Genomic DNA, 18,370 nt, shown 5'->3' on the forward strand with positions numbered 1-18,370 from the left:
CGCTATAATCTAATGAAAAATACCCTACACCCATTATCTCAGTTTCGCTTTTGCCCCAAATGTGGCTCCCACCACTTTGTTGAGAATAATTTCAAATCGAAAAAGTGTGAAGATTGTGGTTTTGTGTATTATTTCAATTCCTGTTCATCTACAATAGCCCTCATCATAAATGATAAAGACGAGTTGCTAGTAGCTACTCGTGCTCATGAGCCGGCTATGGGTACACTCGATTTGCCCGGTGGTTTTGTAGATATGTACGAAACCGGAGAAGAGGCTGTTGCCAGAGAGGTAAAGGAAGAAACTAATCTGAATATTTTAGACCTACGTTATTGGTTCTCTATTCCAAATACTTATGTTTATTCCGGATTTGAAGTTCACACTTTAGATCTTGTTTATTTGTGCAAAGTTTCGGATAAAGAACAATTAAAAGCGGATGACGACGTTGAAAAATTAGAGTTTATCAAAATATCGGAACTCGATCCTGAGCGATTTGGGTTACACTCGGTAAAAGAAGTAATTAAGAAAATAAAAAATACTACTATATGAAAAAAATACTCGTAGTACTGGGTATCGCTGCAAGTGTACAATTTGCACACGCACAGAAATCTGTGTATGCCGAATTGCCTAACAGGCTCTTTACGCAGGGCCAAGAAATGTTTATGAACAACAACTATGTGGGGGCTATAAATGCTCTTGAAGAGTTCAAGAAACAGTCGAAAGATGCAAAACTTCAGCAAGAGGCCGATTACATTATTCTGAGTTCTATGTTTTATCAGGGTAAAGCGGGAATCGGTAATATGTTGAAAGATTATCTGGAAAAATATACTGAAACCTATCACCGTAATCAGTTGGCTTTTTTTATCGGTTCGACTCACTTTAGTGAAAAAGACTGGCAGAAAGCTGTTTACTGGTTATCGCAATGCGATGTGGATTATCTCTCCATAAATGAGCAGGAAGATTATAGCTACAGAACTGCTTTTGCAAATTTGCAGATTGGCAATACAGCTAAGGCGATACAATTGTTCGAGGTGCTATCGAGAAGGAGCCATCGATATGGTGAGCCTGCATCTTACTATTTGGCATATATCCATTTCCAAAATAAAGATTATGCACACGCCACTCCCATATTCCATAAGTTGAAGAGCAAGCCGGAATATAAGGAAAATGCAACATTCTTCTTAATCCAGAGTGCATATATGGAAGGTAATCTTTCGGAAACCATAACTGAAGGATTAGATTACTTAGCTTCTTATCCGAATAGTAAAAATTCGACAGAAGTTTATCGTTTGTTGGGTAATAGCTATTATCGTACAGGAAATACGAGTAGTGCTATAAGTTATTATGAAAGATATTTTCAGGCAGAATCGAATCCGATTCGTGAAGATATGTACCAACTTGGAGATGCTTATTATAGTATAGGTAATTATACAGAGGCTGCACACGCTCTTAAGTTCGTAGCTTCGAGTTTAGATCAGCTGGGGCAGGCAGGTAATATGTTGCTTGGTCAATCTTATCTAAAACTAAATGATACTCAAAATGCTCTATTAGCTTTCGATGCAGCGGCACGTAGTCAGTTTGATTCTACAATAAGCGAAGAGGCGCTATATAATTATGTAATGCTGGTAAACAGAGAGTCTGTTTCTGCATTTGGGCAGTCGGTGACAGCTTTCCAACGCTTCCTGACTGAATATCCGAATTCGAAACATGCAGACGAGGTGAACAGTGCATTAGCTACAACCTTACTGTCTGTGAAGAATTATAAAATGGCGCTCGATGTGATAGATAAGATAAAATCGCCCGGTAAACCGGTATTGGATGCCAAGCAGGTAATACTTTATCAATTAGGTGTTCAGGCGTTTATTGACGGGGACTATGTTTCTGCAACAAAAGACTTCAATGCAACCATCAATATGGGTACTTACAATACGGATGCTAAAAATGAAGCTTATTTTTGGAGAGGTGAGACGGCTTACCGTCAATCGAATTATCAATCGGCAGCCAAAGATTATAGCACATATATCGGGCAGGTAAGTTCTTCACAAAAGAATTATCCATTGGCACTATATAACTTGGGTTATACCAACTTTCAGACAAAAAACTACAGTGCAGCACTGACAAATTTTAAGAAATATGTATCTGTCGAGAAAGATCGCTCATCGTCTAATTATCATGATGCACTTAACCGAATAGGTGATTGTTATTTGTATAGCCGTAATTTCTCCGAAGCGGAAAACTATTATGCACAGGCTGTAAATGCTAATCCGGCGAATGCAGATTATTCGGAATTCCAAAAGGCTTTCGTTTTAGGACTGCAACGCAACTATAGCGGTAAGGTTACTGCTTTGAATAGCATGATGTCTAAATATCCGAACTCTCAATATTACGATGATGCTTTATTTGAAAAGAGCAGGGCATTAGTTATGTTGAATAAAGAGCCGGAAGCAATATCGGTACTGGAAAAGCTATTGAGTGAACACCCTAAAACAAATCTAGCTCAAAAAGCAGGTGTGCAATTAGGACAATTATATTTCAATACAAATAATCCTCAAAAATCTATTGCAGCTTACAAGCAAGTGGTATCCAACTATCCGAATACAGATGAAGCACGTATTGCAATTCAAAGTATGGAGGGGGTATATAAAGATATTAACGATATCGGTTCATATGCTTCCTACGTAAACTCGTTGGGTAAAGGAAATATTCTATCTGCAAGCCGTCAGGATTCATTAACTTATCTGGCTGCCGAGAATGTATTTATGAAAGGCCGTAAAGATGAAGCAAAATCTGCGTTAAATAAATATTTACAAGCTTATCCTAAAGGAGTTTTTGCTAGCGATGCCAGTTTCCATTTAGGAACTATGGCGTTCGATGCAAAAGACTTTACGACAGCGCTCGATAATTTTAAGAATGTAATAAGTTCTAATAATCCGAAATATCTGGACGATGCACTTATTTATGCTTCGGGCATAGAATTCGATAACAAAAATTATGCAGCTGCATATGCTACATACGAACATCTTAACCAATCGGCTTCAAGTGCTGAGAACAGAGATGTGGCACAACTCGGTATATTGCGCTGTGCATATCTGATGAAGAAAGATAATGATGTTGTTGCCGCAGCAAGCAAGATTTTAGCTAATACTAAGGTTTCAGCTGATGTTGCTAACGAGGCTCGCTTTTATAGAGGACAATCGCTGAGAAATCTGGGTAAGGTAGATGAGGCTATTGTAGACTTACAATTTGTAGCTAAAAACACTAGAACAGTATTCGGTGCAGAATCTCAGTTCTTATTGGCAGAGGCATATTATAAAGCCAAATCGTACGATAAGGCAGAAGCGCAAGTGGTTTCATTTATGAAAGAAGGTACTACTCACGAATACTGGATGGCACGAGCTGTGATCGTTCTGGCAGATGTTTACGTTGCTAGAGGAGATAAATTCCAGGCACGTCAGTATCTTGAAAGCTTGCAGGCGAATTATAAAGGTTCGGAGCAGGATATTACCGATATGATAGCAGGACGTTTATCTAAATTGAATAATTAATAATTCTGTTACAGATGGAATCAATAAGAACGAATTCAAAAAAGAGTAAAATGAAAAATATACATAAATCCATTTTAGTAGCAGCATTAGGTTTAATAAGCCTTACTGCCGCAGCACAGAAAGATACAACGCTCACCCGTCAGGTAATGCTCGAACGTGAATACACTCCGACATTGCAGGATGCGTCTAAAATAAATTCGCTCCCTTCTATTTACGAGCCGACAATAGCTAAGCGGGATGCCCGTTTTGTAAGTCAGCCGCCACAAATATCTTTAGCTAACAATCTATTGGGTAGTGTAGCTTCGGGTGATATCAAAACAGATATAGAGTATAGCAAAAAGCGTGGCTATCTGATATTCGGTGGAGGTACTAATGCCAATTTAGATGGAGCTTTCGGATATAGATTAGTAAACTCCGGCAATGATAGGTTAGATATATCGGCAACTCATAATTCGATGAACGGTGACGTTAAATTCGCTCATCCGGGATATGTTTTCAATGAGGTAAAAGCAAAATATGCCGATACCAAAGTAAAATTGAAATATGAGCATGCTTTCGAACCGTCTGTTTTATCATTCTATGGCTCTTATTTCAATACAGCTTATAATTATTATGGTAACAGTTTCTGGTCTCTGTCAGCAGCTGAAACTTTCCCTTATGATATAAAATCGAAACAGAACGTCGATGTTGTAAGTTTTGGCGCAGGATTAAAATCGACCGATACGAATAGTGGTTTGTTGAAATATAAAGGGAATGTAAGCTACGACTATTTCAAAAGTAAATACGGGCTTCAAAAATCAGATAAAGCTCCCGGCGGAGGAATTATAAATTTGGATGCTGATATTTATACAGAGTTCGGCTCGGATAAGGTTGTCGGGGTGAAAGGATTAATTATGAATCAATCGTTCAATAGCCCTACTGAACATCTGAAAGATGCCTATCATTCGTTTACGAATGTCACAGGAACTCCTTATATCCGATTCGAAGGTGTATCATGGACTGCTGAACTGGGACTGAATGCCAGTGCTTTGTTCGACTCTGATAATGCAATATTCTTGAGTCCTAATGTTATCGCTAATGTTCATGTCGATGAAACAAGTACGCTTTACGGTGAGATTACCGGAGGAGTGAATAATAATACATTCTTAGACATTCTTCAAGAAAACAGATATACATCGCCAATGGCTCGTGTCGAGTATTCCAAAACTGTTTATGATGCTAAAATAGGATTTAAATCGGGAGTTGTTCCGGGTTTTGAATTCGATATATTTGGTGGTTATAAACATACGAAAAAAGATCACTTGTTTATTGCACGTCCAATGTTTGAATGGGGAAATATGAGTGTACCTGTTTATGCGAATATATCGACTGGTCATATTGGTGGTTTGCTTAAGACAAATCTGATTCCTTATACAACTTTGTCTGCAAAGGCTATTGCTTATTTCTACAATGTGAAATATACGAAACCTTTTGTTTATGACAGGGAAAATCCGATAATGGATACTTATCCTACGGAGCAAAAAGCATGGGGGCTTCCGACTTTTACAGCTGAATTGAATGCTGATGTGAAGCCGATGGATCAACTGACCATGTCGGCAACTTTTCTGTTTGCAGGAGGGCGAAAAGGATATTTCGATGATATTGCAGGCATTGATAGAAGACCGCCAACAAGTATGAATGATATCACTGAATTAAATCTTAGAGGCGAGTATCAGATTAACGATTGGGTATCGGTCAATGCCAGACTGAACAATATACTATATGGGAAATATGAAATAGTGAAAGGTTATACTTTGCAAGGATTTAATATCTTAGGCGGAGTAAGCTTGAAATTCTAAGTCATCTTATCAGATAAAATAAAAGCACCTGTAATTTGATATTACAGGTGCTTTTATTTTATGACTACTATCTTAATCTCTTCTTTTCAAAAACAATTCTAGCCCAGAACCAGTATACAAATATGCTTACGACACAGAGAGCAGAGCATATCAAAAATAAGAATTCAAATGTTTTGATACCTGTAATATATCCGCCAATGAGCATACCTAATGCCAGACCTAAATCGAATCCCAGCAGGTAGGTAGAGTTGGCTGTACCACGTTGGTTGTTCGGGGCGAGATTGATATAAAGCGTTTGCAAAGCGGGTGCCATCATACCGAATCCAATACCGATAAATAATCCGGAGGCACAGAATGCATAAATATTATGGACAGTTGCGAAGGCGAAAAATGAGAGCGCAACAATGACCATTGCCGATACATTTACGATATGTATTTTACCTCTGTCGACTAATTTACCTGAAAAGACACGTGAAGCAATAATACCTCCAGCCCAGAAAATAAAGAATATACCGGCATTCGATATATTTACTTGTTTGGCATACTGGGCAACGAAAGGCCCGATCGTACCCCATGCAAAACATGGAAGTAATTGATTTAAGAATATAGGCCAGCCTTTGAATAGGAAGAAGCGGTCTAACGAGAGCTTTTCCCGTTCCACTTTAGGTCTTACAGGTGCTTTTATTAATGAAACGGCTACGATTCCGAGCATTCCCATACCTACAGCTCCCCACAATAGTATTTGGAAACTGTAGTGATTGTAGATATGCAGAGCGACAAATGGTGCGATAGCCATGGCGACATTCATAAATGTACCGTAATAACCAATCCCTTCGGCTCGTCTTTCGGATGGAACTACGTCAATTGCCAATGTGCTGGATGATACGGTAGATAATCCCCATGTGATTCCATGTATAAATCGAACGAGTATAAATAATAATACAGTAGTAGCAAAGAAGTATCCGAAAAAAATAAGTACATAGCATGTAAATGCAAGGAGTAGTACTTTTTTTCGGGGGAAGATGTCGACCATATATCCCGAAAATGGGCGGACAATGAGCAATGCAATAGCATACGAAGCCAGTACGATACCGGTTTTAGATTGAGCAACGCCCATTTGCTCTGTAATATATAAGGGGATGGCAGGCATTAACAGGTTAAATGAACATGCCATCAGAAAGTTAGCTATACATACATTCAGGTAGCTTAACGACCAGAGTTTGGGTTTAGATAATACTTCCATTTTTTGATTGCTTATTGAAAAGAAAACACTTCTTATTTATATATGTTCACTGAGTTCTATCCAGCGCATTGTTTTTTCGTCAATTTCATTAATAAGTTCACTGATACGGCTCGATTTAGCTAGGAGTTCCTCGTTCGAGAGAGAACCAGTGGATAGTTCATTTTCTATTTTAGCTTTCTCCTCTTCAAGTTTGGGTATCAGAGCATCGAGTTGTTCAAATTCACGTTTTTCGTTGAATGTGAGTTTCTTTTTTTCTTCTTTCTTTGGGGCTTCAGCCTGTGGTTTTATTTCTTTAGGTGCGACAGATGCAGATACTTTTTCTTTTTCTATTAGTTCGCTGACTTCTTTCCATTCGCGGTAATCAGTATAGTTTCCCGGAAAATCTTTAATAGCAGCATTTCCGCTGAAAGCCAGTAAATGATCTACAACCTTATCCATGAAATAACGGTCATGAGATACAACAATAACACAGCCTTTGAATGTTTGCAGATATTCTTCCAGAATATTCAGAGTCATTATATCCAGATCGTTTGTCGGCTCATCGAGTACAAGGAAGTTCGGATTCTTAATAAGAACAGTACAAAGATATAAGCGTCTTTTTTCGCCTCCCGATAACTTGTAAACGAAACTGTGTTGTTTCTCAGGTGCGAATAGGAAGTGTTGTAAGAATTGCGATGCAGTCAATTTATTTCCATTACCCAAGTCAATAACTTCGGCAATGTCCTGAATAACATCGATAACCTTCATTTGCTCGTCAAACTTCAATCCATCCTGACTATAATAGCCAAATTTGACTGTTTCGCCAATATCGAATAATCCTTTGTCGGGAGCAACTTCACCCATCAGCATTTTGATGAAAGTCGATTTACCTGTTCCGTTGTTTCCAACGATGCCTAATTTCTCATAGCGTGAGAATACATAGTTGAAATCTTCGAGGATTTTGATATCACCGAACGCTTTATATACGTGCTGTGCTTCGAATATTTTGTTTCCTATATAAGAGCCTTTCATTTCGAGTTTCACATTACCCGCATCACGTGTTTGTTGTGCTTTCTTTTCCAAATCGTAGAAAGCCTCTATACGTGATTTTGCTTTTGTTGCACGAGCTTGCGGCTGACGGCGCATCCATTCCAATTCTTTGCGTAAAAGGTTATTCGCTTTGTCTAATACTACATTTTGTGTGCTGACACGTTCGTCCCTCTTTTCCAAAAAGTAGGAGTAGTTACCTTTGTATTGATAGATCTGTTTTTGATCTATTTCGATAATCTCAGAACATACACGATCTAGAAAATAACGGTCATGCGTTACCATTAGCAGGCTGAGACGTGAGCGTTGCAAATATCCTTCGAGCCATTCCACCATATCCAGATCGAGGTGATTCGTCGGCTCATCCAGAATGATAAGATCGGGTTCGGTAATAAGTACATTAGCGAGTGCAACTCGTTTGAGTTGTCCTCCTGATAATTCCGATATCTTCTGATTGAAATCTGTAATTTTCAGCTGGGCTAATATTTGTTTCGCTCTGTGTTCATAATCCCATGCTTGAAGCATATCCATGCGTTGAAGTATATCGTCAAGAGTAGAATGTTCTGTCGAATTAATAACCCGCTCGTATTCAGCAATAAGATCGGTTACTTCGTTGCCCGATAAGAAGCAGGCTTGTAAAACTGTAATATCTTCGGGGTAACCGGGATCTTGTTCGAGATAAGCTACACGTAAATCGCGACGAAAGCTTATAGTACCTTTTTCGTACGACTCTTTTCCTGTAAGAATATTTAGTAGAGTTGTTTTACCTGAACCATTTTTTGCAATTAGTCCGATGCGTTGTCCTTCGGCTATACCAAAAGAAATATTTTCGAATAGAATCAGATCACCAAAGCTCTTTGTTAATCCTTCAACTTGTAAATAGGATGCCATATATAAGTACTGTATATTTTCTACAAAGGTAAGTAATTAAGATTGTTCTAATCTGTAATAGCTATATAATCTAAATTAAATATAACAAAAGAGTTACATACCTTCTTGTAATACTCTTGAACACAGTAAGAAAAAAATCATAAAAGTTGAATACATCGTTTATTTTATTATTTTTGCAATAATAAACATTCTTTATGAAAAGGGACATCTGACACACCTTTAATAAATACATTTGCGCTTATCACGAAATACTTTTACAACATATTACTAAATTAACCTATTCATGAACAAAAAAAACACGCTATTACTGCTTTGTATTTTGATACAAAGTGGCTTGCTTTTTGCGCAGCAAAAGGCTAATGTAATCGTTCCTTTCGGAGCGAAAGTCGAATCAATCTTAATTAACCACTACACAGGAAGTGTTATCGTTAAGGATCGGGATGCTCTTCAGAGCTACAACCCTGAAACTAATACTATAGAGTGGAAGATAAATGATAAGGAGATATCGAATGGTAATGCTCTCAATAATGCTCAGGCTGTTATAGATAATGTCGAAAGTGGCGATTTCCTGAAATTGCTGGAAGCTAAAAAAGACGAAATTAACTTTATCGATAATTCGCCCTTCATCTCATTGGCTATTGATAACAAGGATGTTATTATTAATTCTGCAGATGGTAAAGTTGTCTATAATTCCGGAGAATTTGGGTATCGTGTGTTGCAATCCGAATTTATGCCGGCAGAAAATGCTTTGCTTCTGATGGTGATTAACAATAAAACATATAGCTGTGTATATTACGATTTGGAAAAAGGAACTCAGAAATGGATAACTGAACTTGCTTCGGTCGATTCGTTTTTGAAGTCGTTAAAGTCTTTGCTTAGCTTCAAATCCGAGAATCTTTCGGAGGATAAAGTTCTTACTACCGATTCGGATTTATATGTTTCAATAAATGGATCATTGTATAAGATGAATAAGGCAGATGGTAAAATTGCATGGCAGACCGATTTTAAGATGAGTAATTTTTTCCTGTCGGAAAGTCAAAAGAACTTAGTCATGATACGTACAACCGGTAATATCTTATCATCCAAAATAGCATTGAATCTATTGGATGTTAAAACCGGAGACAAACTTTGGAAAGATGATATTACGACTAAGTATATTACATATATAGAAGATGCCGGAGACAAAATACTGATTGCCCATGCCAACGGGTTTAATTTCTACTCATACGCAGATGGCAAAAAAGTGTGGAAGAAAGATGCTAAGGGTAATAAGATAAAAAAAGTAATCTCTGTTGGAAATGACTATCTCTATGTTGCCGATAAAGAAATGAACCTGATTGGTAAAGATGGTATAAGCAAATGGAAGAAATTTATTGAGATTTGTGACAATGAGGAAGATGAGATTTATAATTTAGGTAAAGTAGATAATAATCGTGTTTTCTATTTGACTGATAGCTATGGGAATATGGTAGATTATACGACAGGTAAGAAGGTCTGGAAAAAAGATATTAACTTCGATAAGAATCGTCCCGTTCTATATAAATATGATGAAGGCCAGAAAGTTTATCTTGTATACAATGACAAGAAGCTATATAAGTTTGATCCTAACAGTGTTGATGAAAAAAAGAACGAACCTTTTGCTAAACTGAAAGATGTAAAAAGCGATCATACAATGGCCGATATCGAATTGTTTGATTGGGGAGTATCTTTGATTGGTCAAAGCGATGCAATTGGAGTTGGTTTCGATGGCGAAGTAAAATATCACAATACGTACAAAGAGCCGGGTGGTAATAAACGAGGATGGCTTAAAGGCGGAAGAGCGTTGTATTCATTTGCTACAACAGGGCAGGCTTCGTTTGCAACAGATTCGGGAAAAGGCGGTTTCGGTATGAGCTTTAGTGGTGCCGAGGACGAAAATGGCAGGCCTGATTTTAGCAATACAGATCCTTTGTTTACTGCAAGAATGGAATCTCGTTTCAATGCTCTTAAGCACAACAGCGAATATGCCTTCCTTATAAATAAAGCAGAAAGCGGTGGCGCAGAATTGGTGAAAGTTCGTAAATCGGATGGCAAAGAAGTCGATAGAATATCAGTCGAAAGTGAAAAGCCAATCTATGAGATCGATCATGTAACAAACAATGTGTATTATATATACGACAACGAAATGAGAGTTTACAGCCAGAAATAAAGGTACGGTAAACTAATTAAGAGTATAATTATACGCTCAGCAGAGACTTGTGCAAGCAAATTCTGTTGAGCGTATTCTTTTTATAATTGGTGAAATAGATATAAATATAGATATTCCGTTTTGCTGAAAATACTATCTTTGGGTCGATTTAAAAACTAATTGTACAATTATTACGACATACGATATGATAGATATTCTTTTTGGTTATAAGGCTTTGCTGGCCGATTATTTAAATCCTGCACATGTTTTGTTTTGGGGCATAGTCGGTGGCTTAATTGGTTTTACAATAACTCTTCTTGTTGAGCTTCTTCTTCGTAAGAAGATTATGGTTAAACGTCGTCATTGGAGTTTGACAATTTTATCATATGTTTATATGTTCTTTTTACCTATTTATGCCGGATTCTGTTTTACACAATGGTTTGCATTCCATAATTGTGAAACTCAATTGGTTGAAAATATGCCGAAGTACTTAGGGGATACCAAAACATTGTTCAATACATATCTGAACGATGAGATACAGGAAGTGGTGGCACAGAAATACCCAGAGTTTGCCGCATCCATGAATGGTGTATCTGTTGCTTCATTGGCAAAAGGGTTAGGCATGAATGAGAATGATTTGAGAGCTAAAGCTGTTGAATACATTGAATCTAATCCCGACGAAGCCGATTTTTTACAAGAGAAAGCAAGGGCTTATGTGGAACAAAAGATTGCCCCTTTTATAATAATAGATAAAGATCTATCAGAAAGATTGGCACGTGTTAGAATCGAAGATTTGTTGGTAGATGGTGCATTGAATATAATAGTTGAAGATCAGATTAGACAATTTTTCGGTGGTCTTAAACTACAAGCAATATTGCTGTTATTAGTTGGTATTCTGATTCCCGTAACAGAAATTGTTATCGCCAATCGATTAGAAAAGAAACGGTTGTCTCCTCCACCTTTCCCTCCGCATATAACTGCTTAAAGTATCTGATGTATAATCGGAATAAGCAGTGCTGTAATAACACCCATCAGCCCGATTGCAAGACCGCTTATAGCACCTTCGAGTGCTCCCATTTCCATTGCTCGTGCTGTACCCACACTGTGCGCCGATGCTCCCATGGCCAGTCCTTTAGCAATACTGCTTTTGATGCGAAGTAGTCGTAGAACGGGTGGTCCGATAATACTGCCGAATATACCGCAGAAAACAACAATTATGGCAGTTAGTGATACGTTACCGCCTGATTGTTCGGCGATACTCATGGCAATAGGTGTCGTTACCGATTTTGGTTCGAGCGAATGTATCAATATCTGATCAGCTCCTGTCAGGTTAGCCAGTATTATAACGCTGGTGATCCCTACGATACTGCCAATAAATACAGATGTAAGTATAGATATAACATTGCCTCGCAGATAGTCTAACTGTTCATATAATACATAGCCCAAGGCTACAATAGATGGTCCGAGCATGAAACTAACAAACTGGCTGCCTTGTTCAAATTTTGCATAGTCAATATCTGCAATCTTGAGAAAGGCTATAACAAGTGCGATAGATATAATTAATGGATGGAAAAGTGCAAATCTGGTTTTTTTAAATACCCATTGTCCAAACAGATATGTGCCGAAAACGAGGATAAGACAAAATTCTGTAGATTCAAATAGTGCTCTCATTTTTTTTGTTTCTCCATTTTTTGTTGAACAATACCAACCACGGCAATCACCAGTATTGTGCTTATAGAGCATACAATAAGGATAGACATCCAGAATTGACTGATTATGCCATAAGAACCTAATAATCCGGCTCCGGCAGGTATGAAAAATATAGCCATATTTCTTGTGAATGCATTGGCTATATCGCGAACGCTGTCGGGTGAGATCGCTTTGAAATAAAGACTTAGGAATAATAATATCATTCCGATTATGCTACCCGGAACAAAGCCGCTTATAAGATAACTCAGGCATTGTCCTACAAAATAGAACAGCAAAACGATGAAGATACCCTTTACCATTTTCATAATGAAAACCTTCTAAATTAAATAGAGTAATAAAAAAGTCTGTGACTCTAAACTGCCGCAAAGGTACTACAAATTTGAACCGGAGATAAGGCGGCAGAGTTAAAAAAATAGCTGGAATGTTATTCTTCGTAAACGTCCAAAACGAAATTCTCACCATCCCATACTCCATAGGAGAAATAACGAAGCCAGTCGCCGAGTATAACAATCCGGCCTGACTGTGAAAGCATCAGATCGAGCATAATGTGACGATGTCCGAAGATGAAGAAATTAATATCCGTCTTCGTCTTTAATTCTTCCTTAGCATAAAGCACAAGGTGTTCTTTGTCTTCACCCATATAGTCGGGCATCTCGCCTGTACTTCTGTTATGATTAGACCACCAATGGGCAAAGCCTACTGTCCAACGGGGGTGTATTGCGGCAAAAGGTATTCGGCATATACTGCTATGGAATAGTTTACGTAGTAATTTAAATGATCGGGAGTCATCTCCTAATCCGTCGCCATGTGCGAGGAAGAACTTCTTACCCAAAAGCTCTGTTGTTAATGCCTCTCTGTGGATAATCATTCCACATTCATTTTGAAGATAATCGGTAAGCCAAATGTCGTGATTACCAATAAAAAAATGTACTTCTATACTGGAATCAGTTATTTCTGCTATTTTTCCTAAAAAGCGTGTATAGCCTCGAGGAACAACATTCTTGTATTCGAACCAGTAATCAAATATATCCCCCAACAAATAGATTGCTTTTGCATCCTGTTTCACCATGTCGAGCCATCGGCAGAGTTTTTGCTCTACTTTGAGTTCGGCATAATGGTCGATGTCTATCCCTTTAGATGCCAGTGATACCGATTCGTCTTTATTCACGTGTTTTCTGTGATAAGCCGAACCTAAATGTACATCTGACAAGAAGTAGATTTTTTTCTTCACACTGTTCTGTTTAGAGGAATCCTAGTTCCAGTTTAGCTTCTTCACTTAGCATATCTCTGTTCCATTCCGGTTCGAAAGTAAGATTAACAAGAACATTGTTAACCTCTTTTACCGATTGTACTTTCATTCTTACATCTTCTAATATGAAATCGGCAGCCGGACAATTAGGTGCAGTCAATGTCATTGTGATTGTCACATTCTTGTCATCGTCGATCTCTACATTATATATAAGTCCAAGGTCATAAACATTCACAGGTATTTCGGGGTCGTAAACTGTTTTTAGCATGTATACGATATCTTCTTCTAATTTCAGTAATTCGCTCATTCTCTTTTGTTATTATGTTAAAAAGTGACAAAGGTGACACTTTTTACGCTGTTTTTGATTGTAACTTTTCTTGTTTACTTTCGGACAATATTACCGTGTATTATATAGATAAATCAGGACCTAACATATCTATCGATATACGGTTATTACCGTCTCATATAAACGCACAGAATAATAGATAGTTTATAATACTTCTAAATTCTATCGACAAAAATAATCAAAAAACGGATATAAACCTTACAATCTTCCTTTATCCAGATAACTGTAATACGAATGATCGCATACAATAATATGATCGAATAGTTGGATATCCATTATTCGTCCTGCTTCTTTCAACTTCTGGGTAATTGTATCGTCTTCTCCGCTTGGATTTGCGCTACCAGATGGATGGTTATGGCATAGTACCATGCCCGAGGCTAGGGTCTCTATTGCTTCTTTCATTATCATGCGTATGTCGACCACAGTTCCTGCTACGCCGCCCTTGCTGACTTGTACCTTCTTCAATACTTTATTTGCCCTGTTGAGTAATAGTACCCAAACCTCTTCGTGTCTCAGATCGGCTAGCACGGGATGGAAAATTTGATATACATCTTCACTTGATGTTATCTGTGTTTGTGTGATAACTTCAGATAATTTTCGTCGTTTGCCTAATTCCAACGCGGCTACAATCGTAATAGCTTTTGCTTCACCTATCCCTTTAAAGTTTTTGATAAGGTCTTTTATTTCAAGCTTACCAAGGGTGTTGAGATTATTGGATACATTGTGTAGAATGCGTTGGGATAATTCGACTGCTGTTTCATTTTTATTGCCCGAACCAATAAGTATAGCCAGTAGTTCGGCATCAGAGAGAGCAACCATACCTTTAAGTAGCATTTTCTCTCGTGGGCGATCTTCCTCTGCCCAATCTTTTATGTTGAGTTTTGTAATGTTATTCATGTACAGTAAAAATATAGATCAAAGATATATCTCTTTTGTGGAAACTTAATTTGTTTTGAAATAAAAAGGCTCATAAACTTTTATGAAGTTATGAGCCTTTCAGTATTTTATATAAAAAGAATTATCCTTTTACTCTTTCTACGTACGAACCGTCTTTTGTGTTGATTTTGATTTTCTCTCCTTCGTTGATGAATAGAGGAACACGTATTTCAGCACCGGTTTCTACAGTTGCAGGTTTTGTTGCATTTGTTGCAGTATCACCTTTCAGACCCGGCTCGGTATATGTGATTTGGAGTACTACTGTTTGAGGAAGCTCTACTGTAAGAACAGTTTCGCTTTCTGCATGTACCTGAACCTCTACCATATCGCCTTCTTTAAGAAATGCCACACCTTCTATTTGGCTCCCTTGCAGTGATATTTGTTCATAAGTCTCGGTGTTCATAAAGTTGTACCCCATATCATCCTGATAAAGGAATTGATAAGGACGTCTTTCGATACGCACTTCGTCAAGTTTTATACCGGCATTGAATGTTCTGTCCAGAACGCGACCTGTAGCTACGTTTCTCATTTTAGTACGGACGAATGCAGCACCTTTACCCGGTTTAACATGCAGGAACTCAATGATTACATAGTATTGTCCTTCGATATCGAGGCACATTCCGTTTCTTATATCTGATGTAGTTGCCATTAATTATATTATTAATTTATTGTTATGTTTCTTTTTTCGAGTTGCAAAGATAATATTATTTTACAAAACCTCTATTTTTCAATAAATAGATTGGATTTGGTTCTGCACCTCTGAATTTTTTGTACAATACCATCGGGTCGTCTGTACCACCTTTCGATAATACATTTTCTCTGAATGATTTTGCTGTTGCCTGATCGAAAATATTACCTGTAGCTACAAATGCTTGGAAAGCATCGGCATCCAACACTTCAGACCACATATAGCTATAATATCCCGCAGAATAACCACCACTGAATATGTGAGAGAAGTATGTGCTTCTGTATCTAGGTATAATATCCGAAGGTAATCCTATTTCGTTCATTGCATCAGCTTCGAATTTACGCACATCGAAGTCTTGCGCTTTGTCTATTGTATGCCATTTCATATCCAAGATAGATGCTGCAAGGAATTCTGTAGTTGCAAATCCTTGGTTGAAATATGATGCGTTTTGTATCTTTTTAATTAGTTCATTTGGTATAACAGCTCCTGTTTCATAATGCTTAGCATACATTTTTAGCACTTCCGGTTCGAATGCCCAATGTTCCATTACTTGCGATGGTAATTCGACGAAGTCACGAGGAACCGATGTGCCGGATAGTGTATAATATGTGCACTTAGATAGTAAGCCGTGCAGACCATGTCCGAATTCGTGGAAAAGTGTCTCTACTTGTTCCAGAGTCAACAGAGATGGTTTGTCACCAATAGGAGGATTGAAATTTCCTACATTGTAGATAATAGGATGAACAAATTTTCCTTTATATATTTCTTGTTTACGGAAGCTACCCATCCATGCACCGTTACGTTTTCTGCCGTCACGGGCGTAGTAGTCAAGGTATATGATACCGATAAGTGTACTGTCTGCGTCTGTAACCTCAAATACTTGAACATCTTCTTGATAAACAGGAATGTCTGTTACTTGTTTGAAATTGATGCCATATAGTTTATTTGCAACCATGAATACACCATCACGTACATTATCAGCTTTGAAATATGGTTTTAATGCTTCTTCGTCAAGGGCATATTTTTCTTTACGAAGTTTTTCAGCATAATACCACCAATCCCATGATTCCAGTGTTATATCCTTTCCTTCTTTTTTAGCTAAAGCCTGAAGTTCTGCCGATTCTTTTTGGGCTTGAGGTAATGCATAATTCCATACATTATTCAGTAGTTCCATTGCGGCCGCTGGAGTTTTAGCCATTGTTTCGTCAAGCGAGAAGTCTGCATGAGTTGCATAGCCAAGCATATTTGCTTTTTCTAGTCGAAGGTTTACGATCTTGTTGATGATTGCTTTGTTGTCGTTTGCATTATCGTTATCACCACGGTTATACATTGCTTTATACAATTTCGCTCTAAGATCGCGATTGTCTGCATATTGCAAAAATGGTACCCAGCTCGGTTTGCTAAGGGTAAACATCCATTTACCTTCTTCTCCATTGCTTTTTGCGGTTTGAGCAGCGGCAGCTATTATATCGTCAGGCAGACCGGCCAGATCTTCTTTTTTATCTATCGTTAGTTTGAAAGCAGCGGTTTCGGCCAATGTATTATTGGCGAAATTAAGGCTGAGCATACCTAATTCTTTGTTTATTTCGCGTAGGCGTGCTTGTTTCGATCCATCTAATAAAATTCCTGAACGAACGAATCTTTTATAATATTTGTCGATTAGTTGATTTTGCTCTGTCGTCAATTTTGTACGGTCAGCATTATCGTATACCGATTTAATGCGGGCAAATAATTTTTCGTTAAGATAAATATTGTCACTATGTTCAGATAGTTTAGGATTTATCTCCTCATCTATTTTTTGTAAAACAGAATCCGTCTGAGCTCCGGTTAGTGCACCAAATACAGAGGATACTCCGCGTAACATCTGACCCGATTCGTCGAGAGCTATAAATGTGTTTTCGAAAGTTGCCGGTTCGGCGTTGTTCGCAATCGAATCTACTTCGGCTGCATTTCTTAATATTGCTTCTTCAAAAGCCGGAAGGAAATGCTCCGCTTTTATTTTATCGAACGGAGGGACTCCGTTAGGGGTGTCAAACTCAGTGAAAAACGGGTTGTCACTTTTTTTCTGATCGCCTGTGCTATTACATGAATAAAGCATAGTTAACAAACTAAAGATTAATAGAAACTTTTTCATATAGTTCTAATTGTATGATTGAAATGATTTTAGCTGCAAAAGTAATCAAAAAAACAGAACAAGTCGAAAGATATTAGAATCTTAGGTTTAAAAAACGCACTATTTTATCAAAAAATCGGATTAAATTTAGTAAACTTGTAATAATTAAGAACATGAATTTGTTTGTGATTAATTATATTGAAATTAAATGGAACGAGTTTGCTTAAAAAAGATTTTCATTTTCTCTTTTGCAGTTATTTTATCCTTAATATTTGTACAATGTTCGAATGCTAATAAGGTACAGCATGAGCTGGAAAAATATGTCGAGCGTGAAAATAAGAATTATCCTAAAATAATAGATGATTTCACACGGCTTGAAGGCTGTGAGGCTCTGCCTTCGAATACATTACGATATAATTATACAATACAGGTCGAAAGCGCCATGCTCGATACTGTTGTACTGAAAAAAGCATTGAAAGAAAAGCTTATACACTCGATAAAAACAGAACCGGGTTCAGCTTTTCTTCGTAATAATAATGTGACGTTTCAGTATCAATATAATGACGCCGCTAATAGCCCTGTTTTTAGAATAGATATACCATCGGAAGATTACAAATAACA

Annotated in this window: 15 protein-coding genes; 6 read left to right on the forward strand and 9 right to left on the reverse strand. The window is 37.6% G+C overall.

All coding sequences use genetic code 11. The features are described 5' to 3' along the window. Window positions 1-12 precede the first annotated feature (12 nt). Genes G7Y56_RS00500 through G7Y56_RS00510 form a run of 3 tightly spaced genes read left to right on the forward strand, consistent with a single transcriptional unit; the run spans window position 13 to window position 5,380 of the window. Window positions 13-546, forward strand: coding sequence for an NUDIX domain-containing protein (locus G7Y56_RS00500; RefSeq protein WP_165040215.1), 534 nt, complete (start codon window positions 13-15; stop codon window positions 544-546). Then, complete coding sequence (locus tag G7Y56_RS00505; RefSeq protein WP_165040217.1) at window positions 543-3,542, forward strand: tetratricopeptide repeat protein; 3,000 nt, start codon at window positions 543-545, stop codon at window positions 3,540-3,542. The genes G7Y56_RS00500 and G7Y56_RS00505 overlap by 4 nt, the downstream gene beginning before the upstream one ends. A gap of 50 nt (window positions 3,543-3,592) precedes the next feature. Continuing rightward, complete coding sequence (locus G7Y56_RS00510) at window positions 3,593-5,380, forward strand: TonB-dependent receptor (protein WP_185153965.1); 1,788 nt, start codon at window positions 3,593-3,595, stop codon at window positions 5,378-5,380. Between the two features lie 67 nt (window positions 5,381-5,447). Here G7Y56_RS00510 and G7Y56_RS00515 read toward each other — a convergent pair whose 3' ends face one another. Both G7Y56_RS00515 and G7Y56_RS00520 read right to left on the reverse strand, forming a co-directional pair. Further along, on the reverse strand, window positions 5,448-6,623 hold the full coding sequence (locus tag G7Y56_RS00515; protein WP_165020369.1) for an MFS transporter: 1,176 nt from the start codon (window positions 6,621-6,623) through the stop codon (window positions 5,448-5,450). 36 nt (window positions 6,624-6,659) lie between these two features. Further along, window positions 6,660-8,540 (reverse strand): ABC-F family ATP-binding cassette domain-containing protein, encoded by a 1,881-nt coding sequence (locus tag G7Y56_RS00520; protein ID WP_165040221.1) that lies wholly within the window; start codon window positions 8,538-8,540, stop codon window positions 6,660-6,662. 283 nt (window positions 8,541-8,823) lie between these two features. Here G7Y56_RS00520 and G7Y56_RS00525 point away from each other — a divergent pair, with 283 nt between their 5' ends. Then, on the forward strand, window positions 8,824-10,728 hold the full coding sequence (locus tag G7Y56_RS00525) for a PQQ-binding-like beta-propeller repeat protein (RefSeq protein WP_165040224.1): 1,905 nt from the start codon (window positions 8,824-8,826) through the stop codon (window positions 10,726-10,728). Between the two features lie 184 nt (window positions 10,729-10,912). Continuing rightward, window positions 10,913-11,692, forward strand: a complete 780-nt coding sequence (locus tag G7Y56_RS00530) for a hypothetical protein (RefSeq protein WP_165040226.1) — start codon at window positions 10,913-10,915, stop codon at window positions 11,690-11,692. Here G7Y56_RS00530 and G7Y56_RS00535 read toward each other — a convergent pair. The 7 genes from G7Y56_RS00535 to G7Y56_RS00565 form a co-directional block, all read right to left on the reverse strand. After that, entirely contained in the window at window positions 11,689-12,378 is a 690-nt protein-coding gene (locus G7Y56_RS00535) for an LrgB family protein (protein WP_165020373.1), read from the reverse strand. The two genes, G7Y56_RS00530 and G7Y56_RS00535, sit on opposite strands and share 4 nt — an antisense overlap. Next, window positions 12,375-12,722 carry a CidA/LrgA family protein gene (locus tag G7Y56_RS00540; RefSeq protein WP_165040228.1) on the reverse strand — a complete coding sequence of 116 codons (348 nt, stop codon included), beginning with the start codon at window positions 12,720-12,722 and terminating at the stop codon, window positions 12,375-12,377. The genes G7Y56_RS00535 and G7Y56_RS00540 overlap by 4 nt, the downstream gene beginning before the upstream one ends. Before the next feature lie 119 nt (window positions 12,723-12,841). Beyond that, a complete protein-coding gene (locus tag G7Y56_RS00545; RefSeq protein ID WP_165040229.1) occupies window positions 12,842-13,648 on the reverse strand; it encodes a UDP-2,3-diacylglucosamine diphosphatase in 807 nt (268 codons plus the stop codon). A 10-nt stretch (window positions 13,649-13,658) separates the two neighbouring features. Next, window positions 13,659-13,973, reverse strand: coding sequence for a metal-sulfur cluster assembly factor (locus tag G7Y56_RS00550; protein WP_165020376.1), 315 nt, complete (start codon window positions 13,971-13,973; stop codon window positions 13,659-13,661). A 237-nt stretch (window positions 13,974-14,210) separates the two neighbouring features. Next, window positions 14,211-14,909: a DNA repair protein RadC gene (gene radC / locus G7Y56_RS00555; protein WP_165040230.1), complete on the reverse strand. Its 699-nt coding sequence runs from the start codon at window positions 14,907-14,909 to the stop codon at window positions 14,211-14,213. Window positions 14,910-15,030: 121 nt separating this feature from the next. Beyond that, window positions 15,031-15,597: an elongation factor P gene (efp, locus tag G7Y56_RS00560; RefSeq protein ID WP_165020378.1), complete on the reverse strand. Its 567-nt coding sequence runs from the start codon at window positions 15,595-15,597 to the stop codon at window positions 15,031-15,033. A 55-nt stretch (window positions 15,598-15,652) separates the two neighbouring features. Further along, window positions 15,653-17,770, reverse strand: a complete 2,118-nt coding sequence (locus G7Y56_RS00565; RefSeq protein ID WP_165040231.1) for a M3 family metallopeptidase — start codon at window positions 17,768-17,770, stop codon at window positions 15,653-15,655. 187 nt (window positions 17,771-17,957) lie between these two features. Between G7Y56_RS00565 and G7Y56_RS00570 the strand changes: the two genes are divergently transcribed. Beyond that, window positions 17,958-18,368, forward strand: a complete 411-nt coding sequence (locus G7Y56_RS00570; RefSeq protein ID WP_165040232.1) for a hypothetical protein — start codon at window positions 17,958-17,960, stop codon at window positions 18,366-18,368. Window positions 18,369-18,370 lie beyond the last annotated feature (2 nt).

Source organism: Dysgonomonas sp. ZJ709, from assembly GCF_011039195.1.
Taxonomy (GTDB): domain Bacteria; phylum Bacteroidota; class Bacteroidia; order Bacteroidales; family Dysgonomonadaceae; genus Dysgonomonas.

What these genes read in the sequence shown, in the direction of transcription:
- G7Y56_RS00500 (WP_165040215.1), top strand. Translation starts at nt 13, where the DNA reads ATGAAAAATACCCTACACCCATTATCTCAGTTTCGCTTTTGCCCCAAA.
- G7Y56_RS00505 (WP_165040217.1), top strand. Translation starts at nt 543, where the DNA reads ATGAAAAAAATACTCGTAGTACTGGGTATCGCTGCAAGTGTACAATTT.
- G7Y56_RS00510 (WP_185153965.1), top strand. Translation starts at nt 3,593, where the DNA reads ATGAAAAATATACATAAATCCATTTTAGTAGCAGCATTAGGTTTAATA.
- G7Y56_RS00515 (WP_165020369.1), bottom strand. Translation starts at nt 6,623, where the DNA reads ATGGAAGTATTATCTAAACCCAAACTCTGGTCGTTAAGCTACCTGAAT.
- G7Y56_RS00520 (WP_165040221.1), bottom strand. Translation starts at nt 8,540, where the DNA reads ATGGCATCCTATTTACAAGTTGAAGGATTAACAAAGAGCTTTGGTGAT.
- G7Y56_RS00525 (WP_165040224.1), top strand. Translation starts at nt 8,824, where the DNA reads ATGAACAAAAAAAACACGCTATTACTGCTTTGTATTTTGATACAAAGT.
- G7Y56_RS00530 (WP_165040226.1), top strand. Translation starts at nt 10,913, where the DNA reads ATGATAGATATTCTTTTTGGTTATAAGGCTTTGCTGGCCGATTATTTA.
- G7Y56_RS00535 (WP_165020373.1), bottom strand. Translation starts at nt 12,378, where the DNA reads ATGAGAGCACTATTTGAATCTACAGAATTTTGTCTTATCCTCGTTTTC.
- G7Y56_RS00540 (WP_165040228.1), bottom strand. Translation starts at nt 12,722, where the DNA reads ATGAAAATGGTAAAGGGTATCTTCATCGTTTTGCTGTTCTATTTTGTA.
- G7Y56_RS00550 (WP_165020376.1), bottom strand. Translation starts at nt 13,973, where the DNA reads ATGAGCGAATTACTGAAATTAGAAGAAGATATCGTATACATGCTAAAA.
- radC (WP_165040230.1), bottom strand. Translation starts at nt 14,909, where the DNA reads ATGAATAACATTACAAAACTCAACATAAAAGATTGGGCAGAGGAAGAT.
- efp (WP_165020378.1), bottom strand. Translation starts at nt 15,597, where the DNA reads ATGGCAACTACATCAGATATAAGAAACGGAATGTGCCTCGATATCGAA.
- G7Y56_RS00565 (WP_165040231.1), bottom strand. Translation starts at nt 17,770, where the DNA reads ATGAAAAAGTTTCTATTAATCTTTAGTTTGTTAACTATGCTTTATTCA.
- G7Y56_RS00570 (WP_165040232.1), top strand. Translation starts at nt 17,958, where the DNA reads ATGGAACGAGTTTGCTTAAAAAAGATTTTCATTTTCTCTTTTGCAGTT.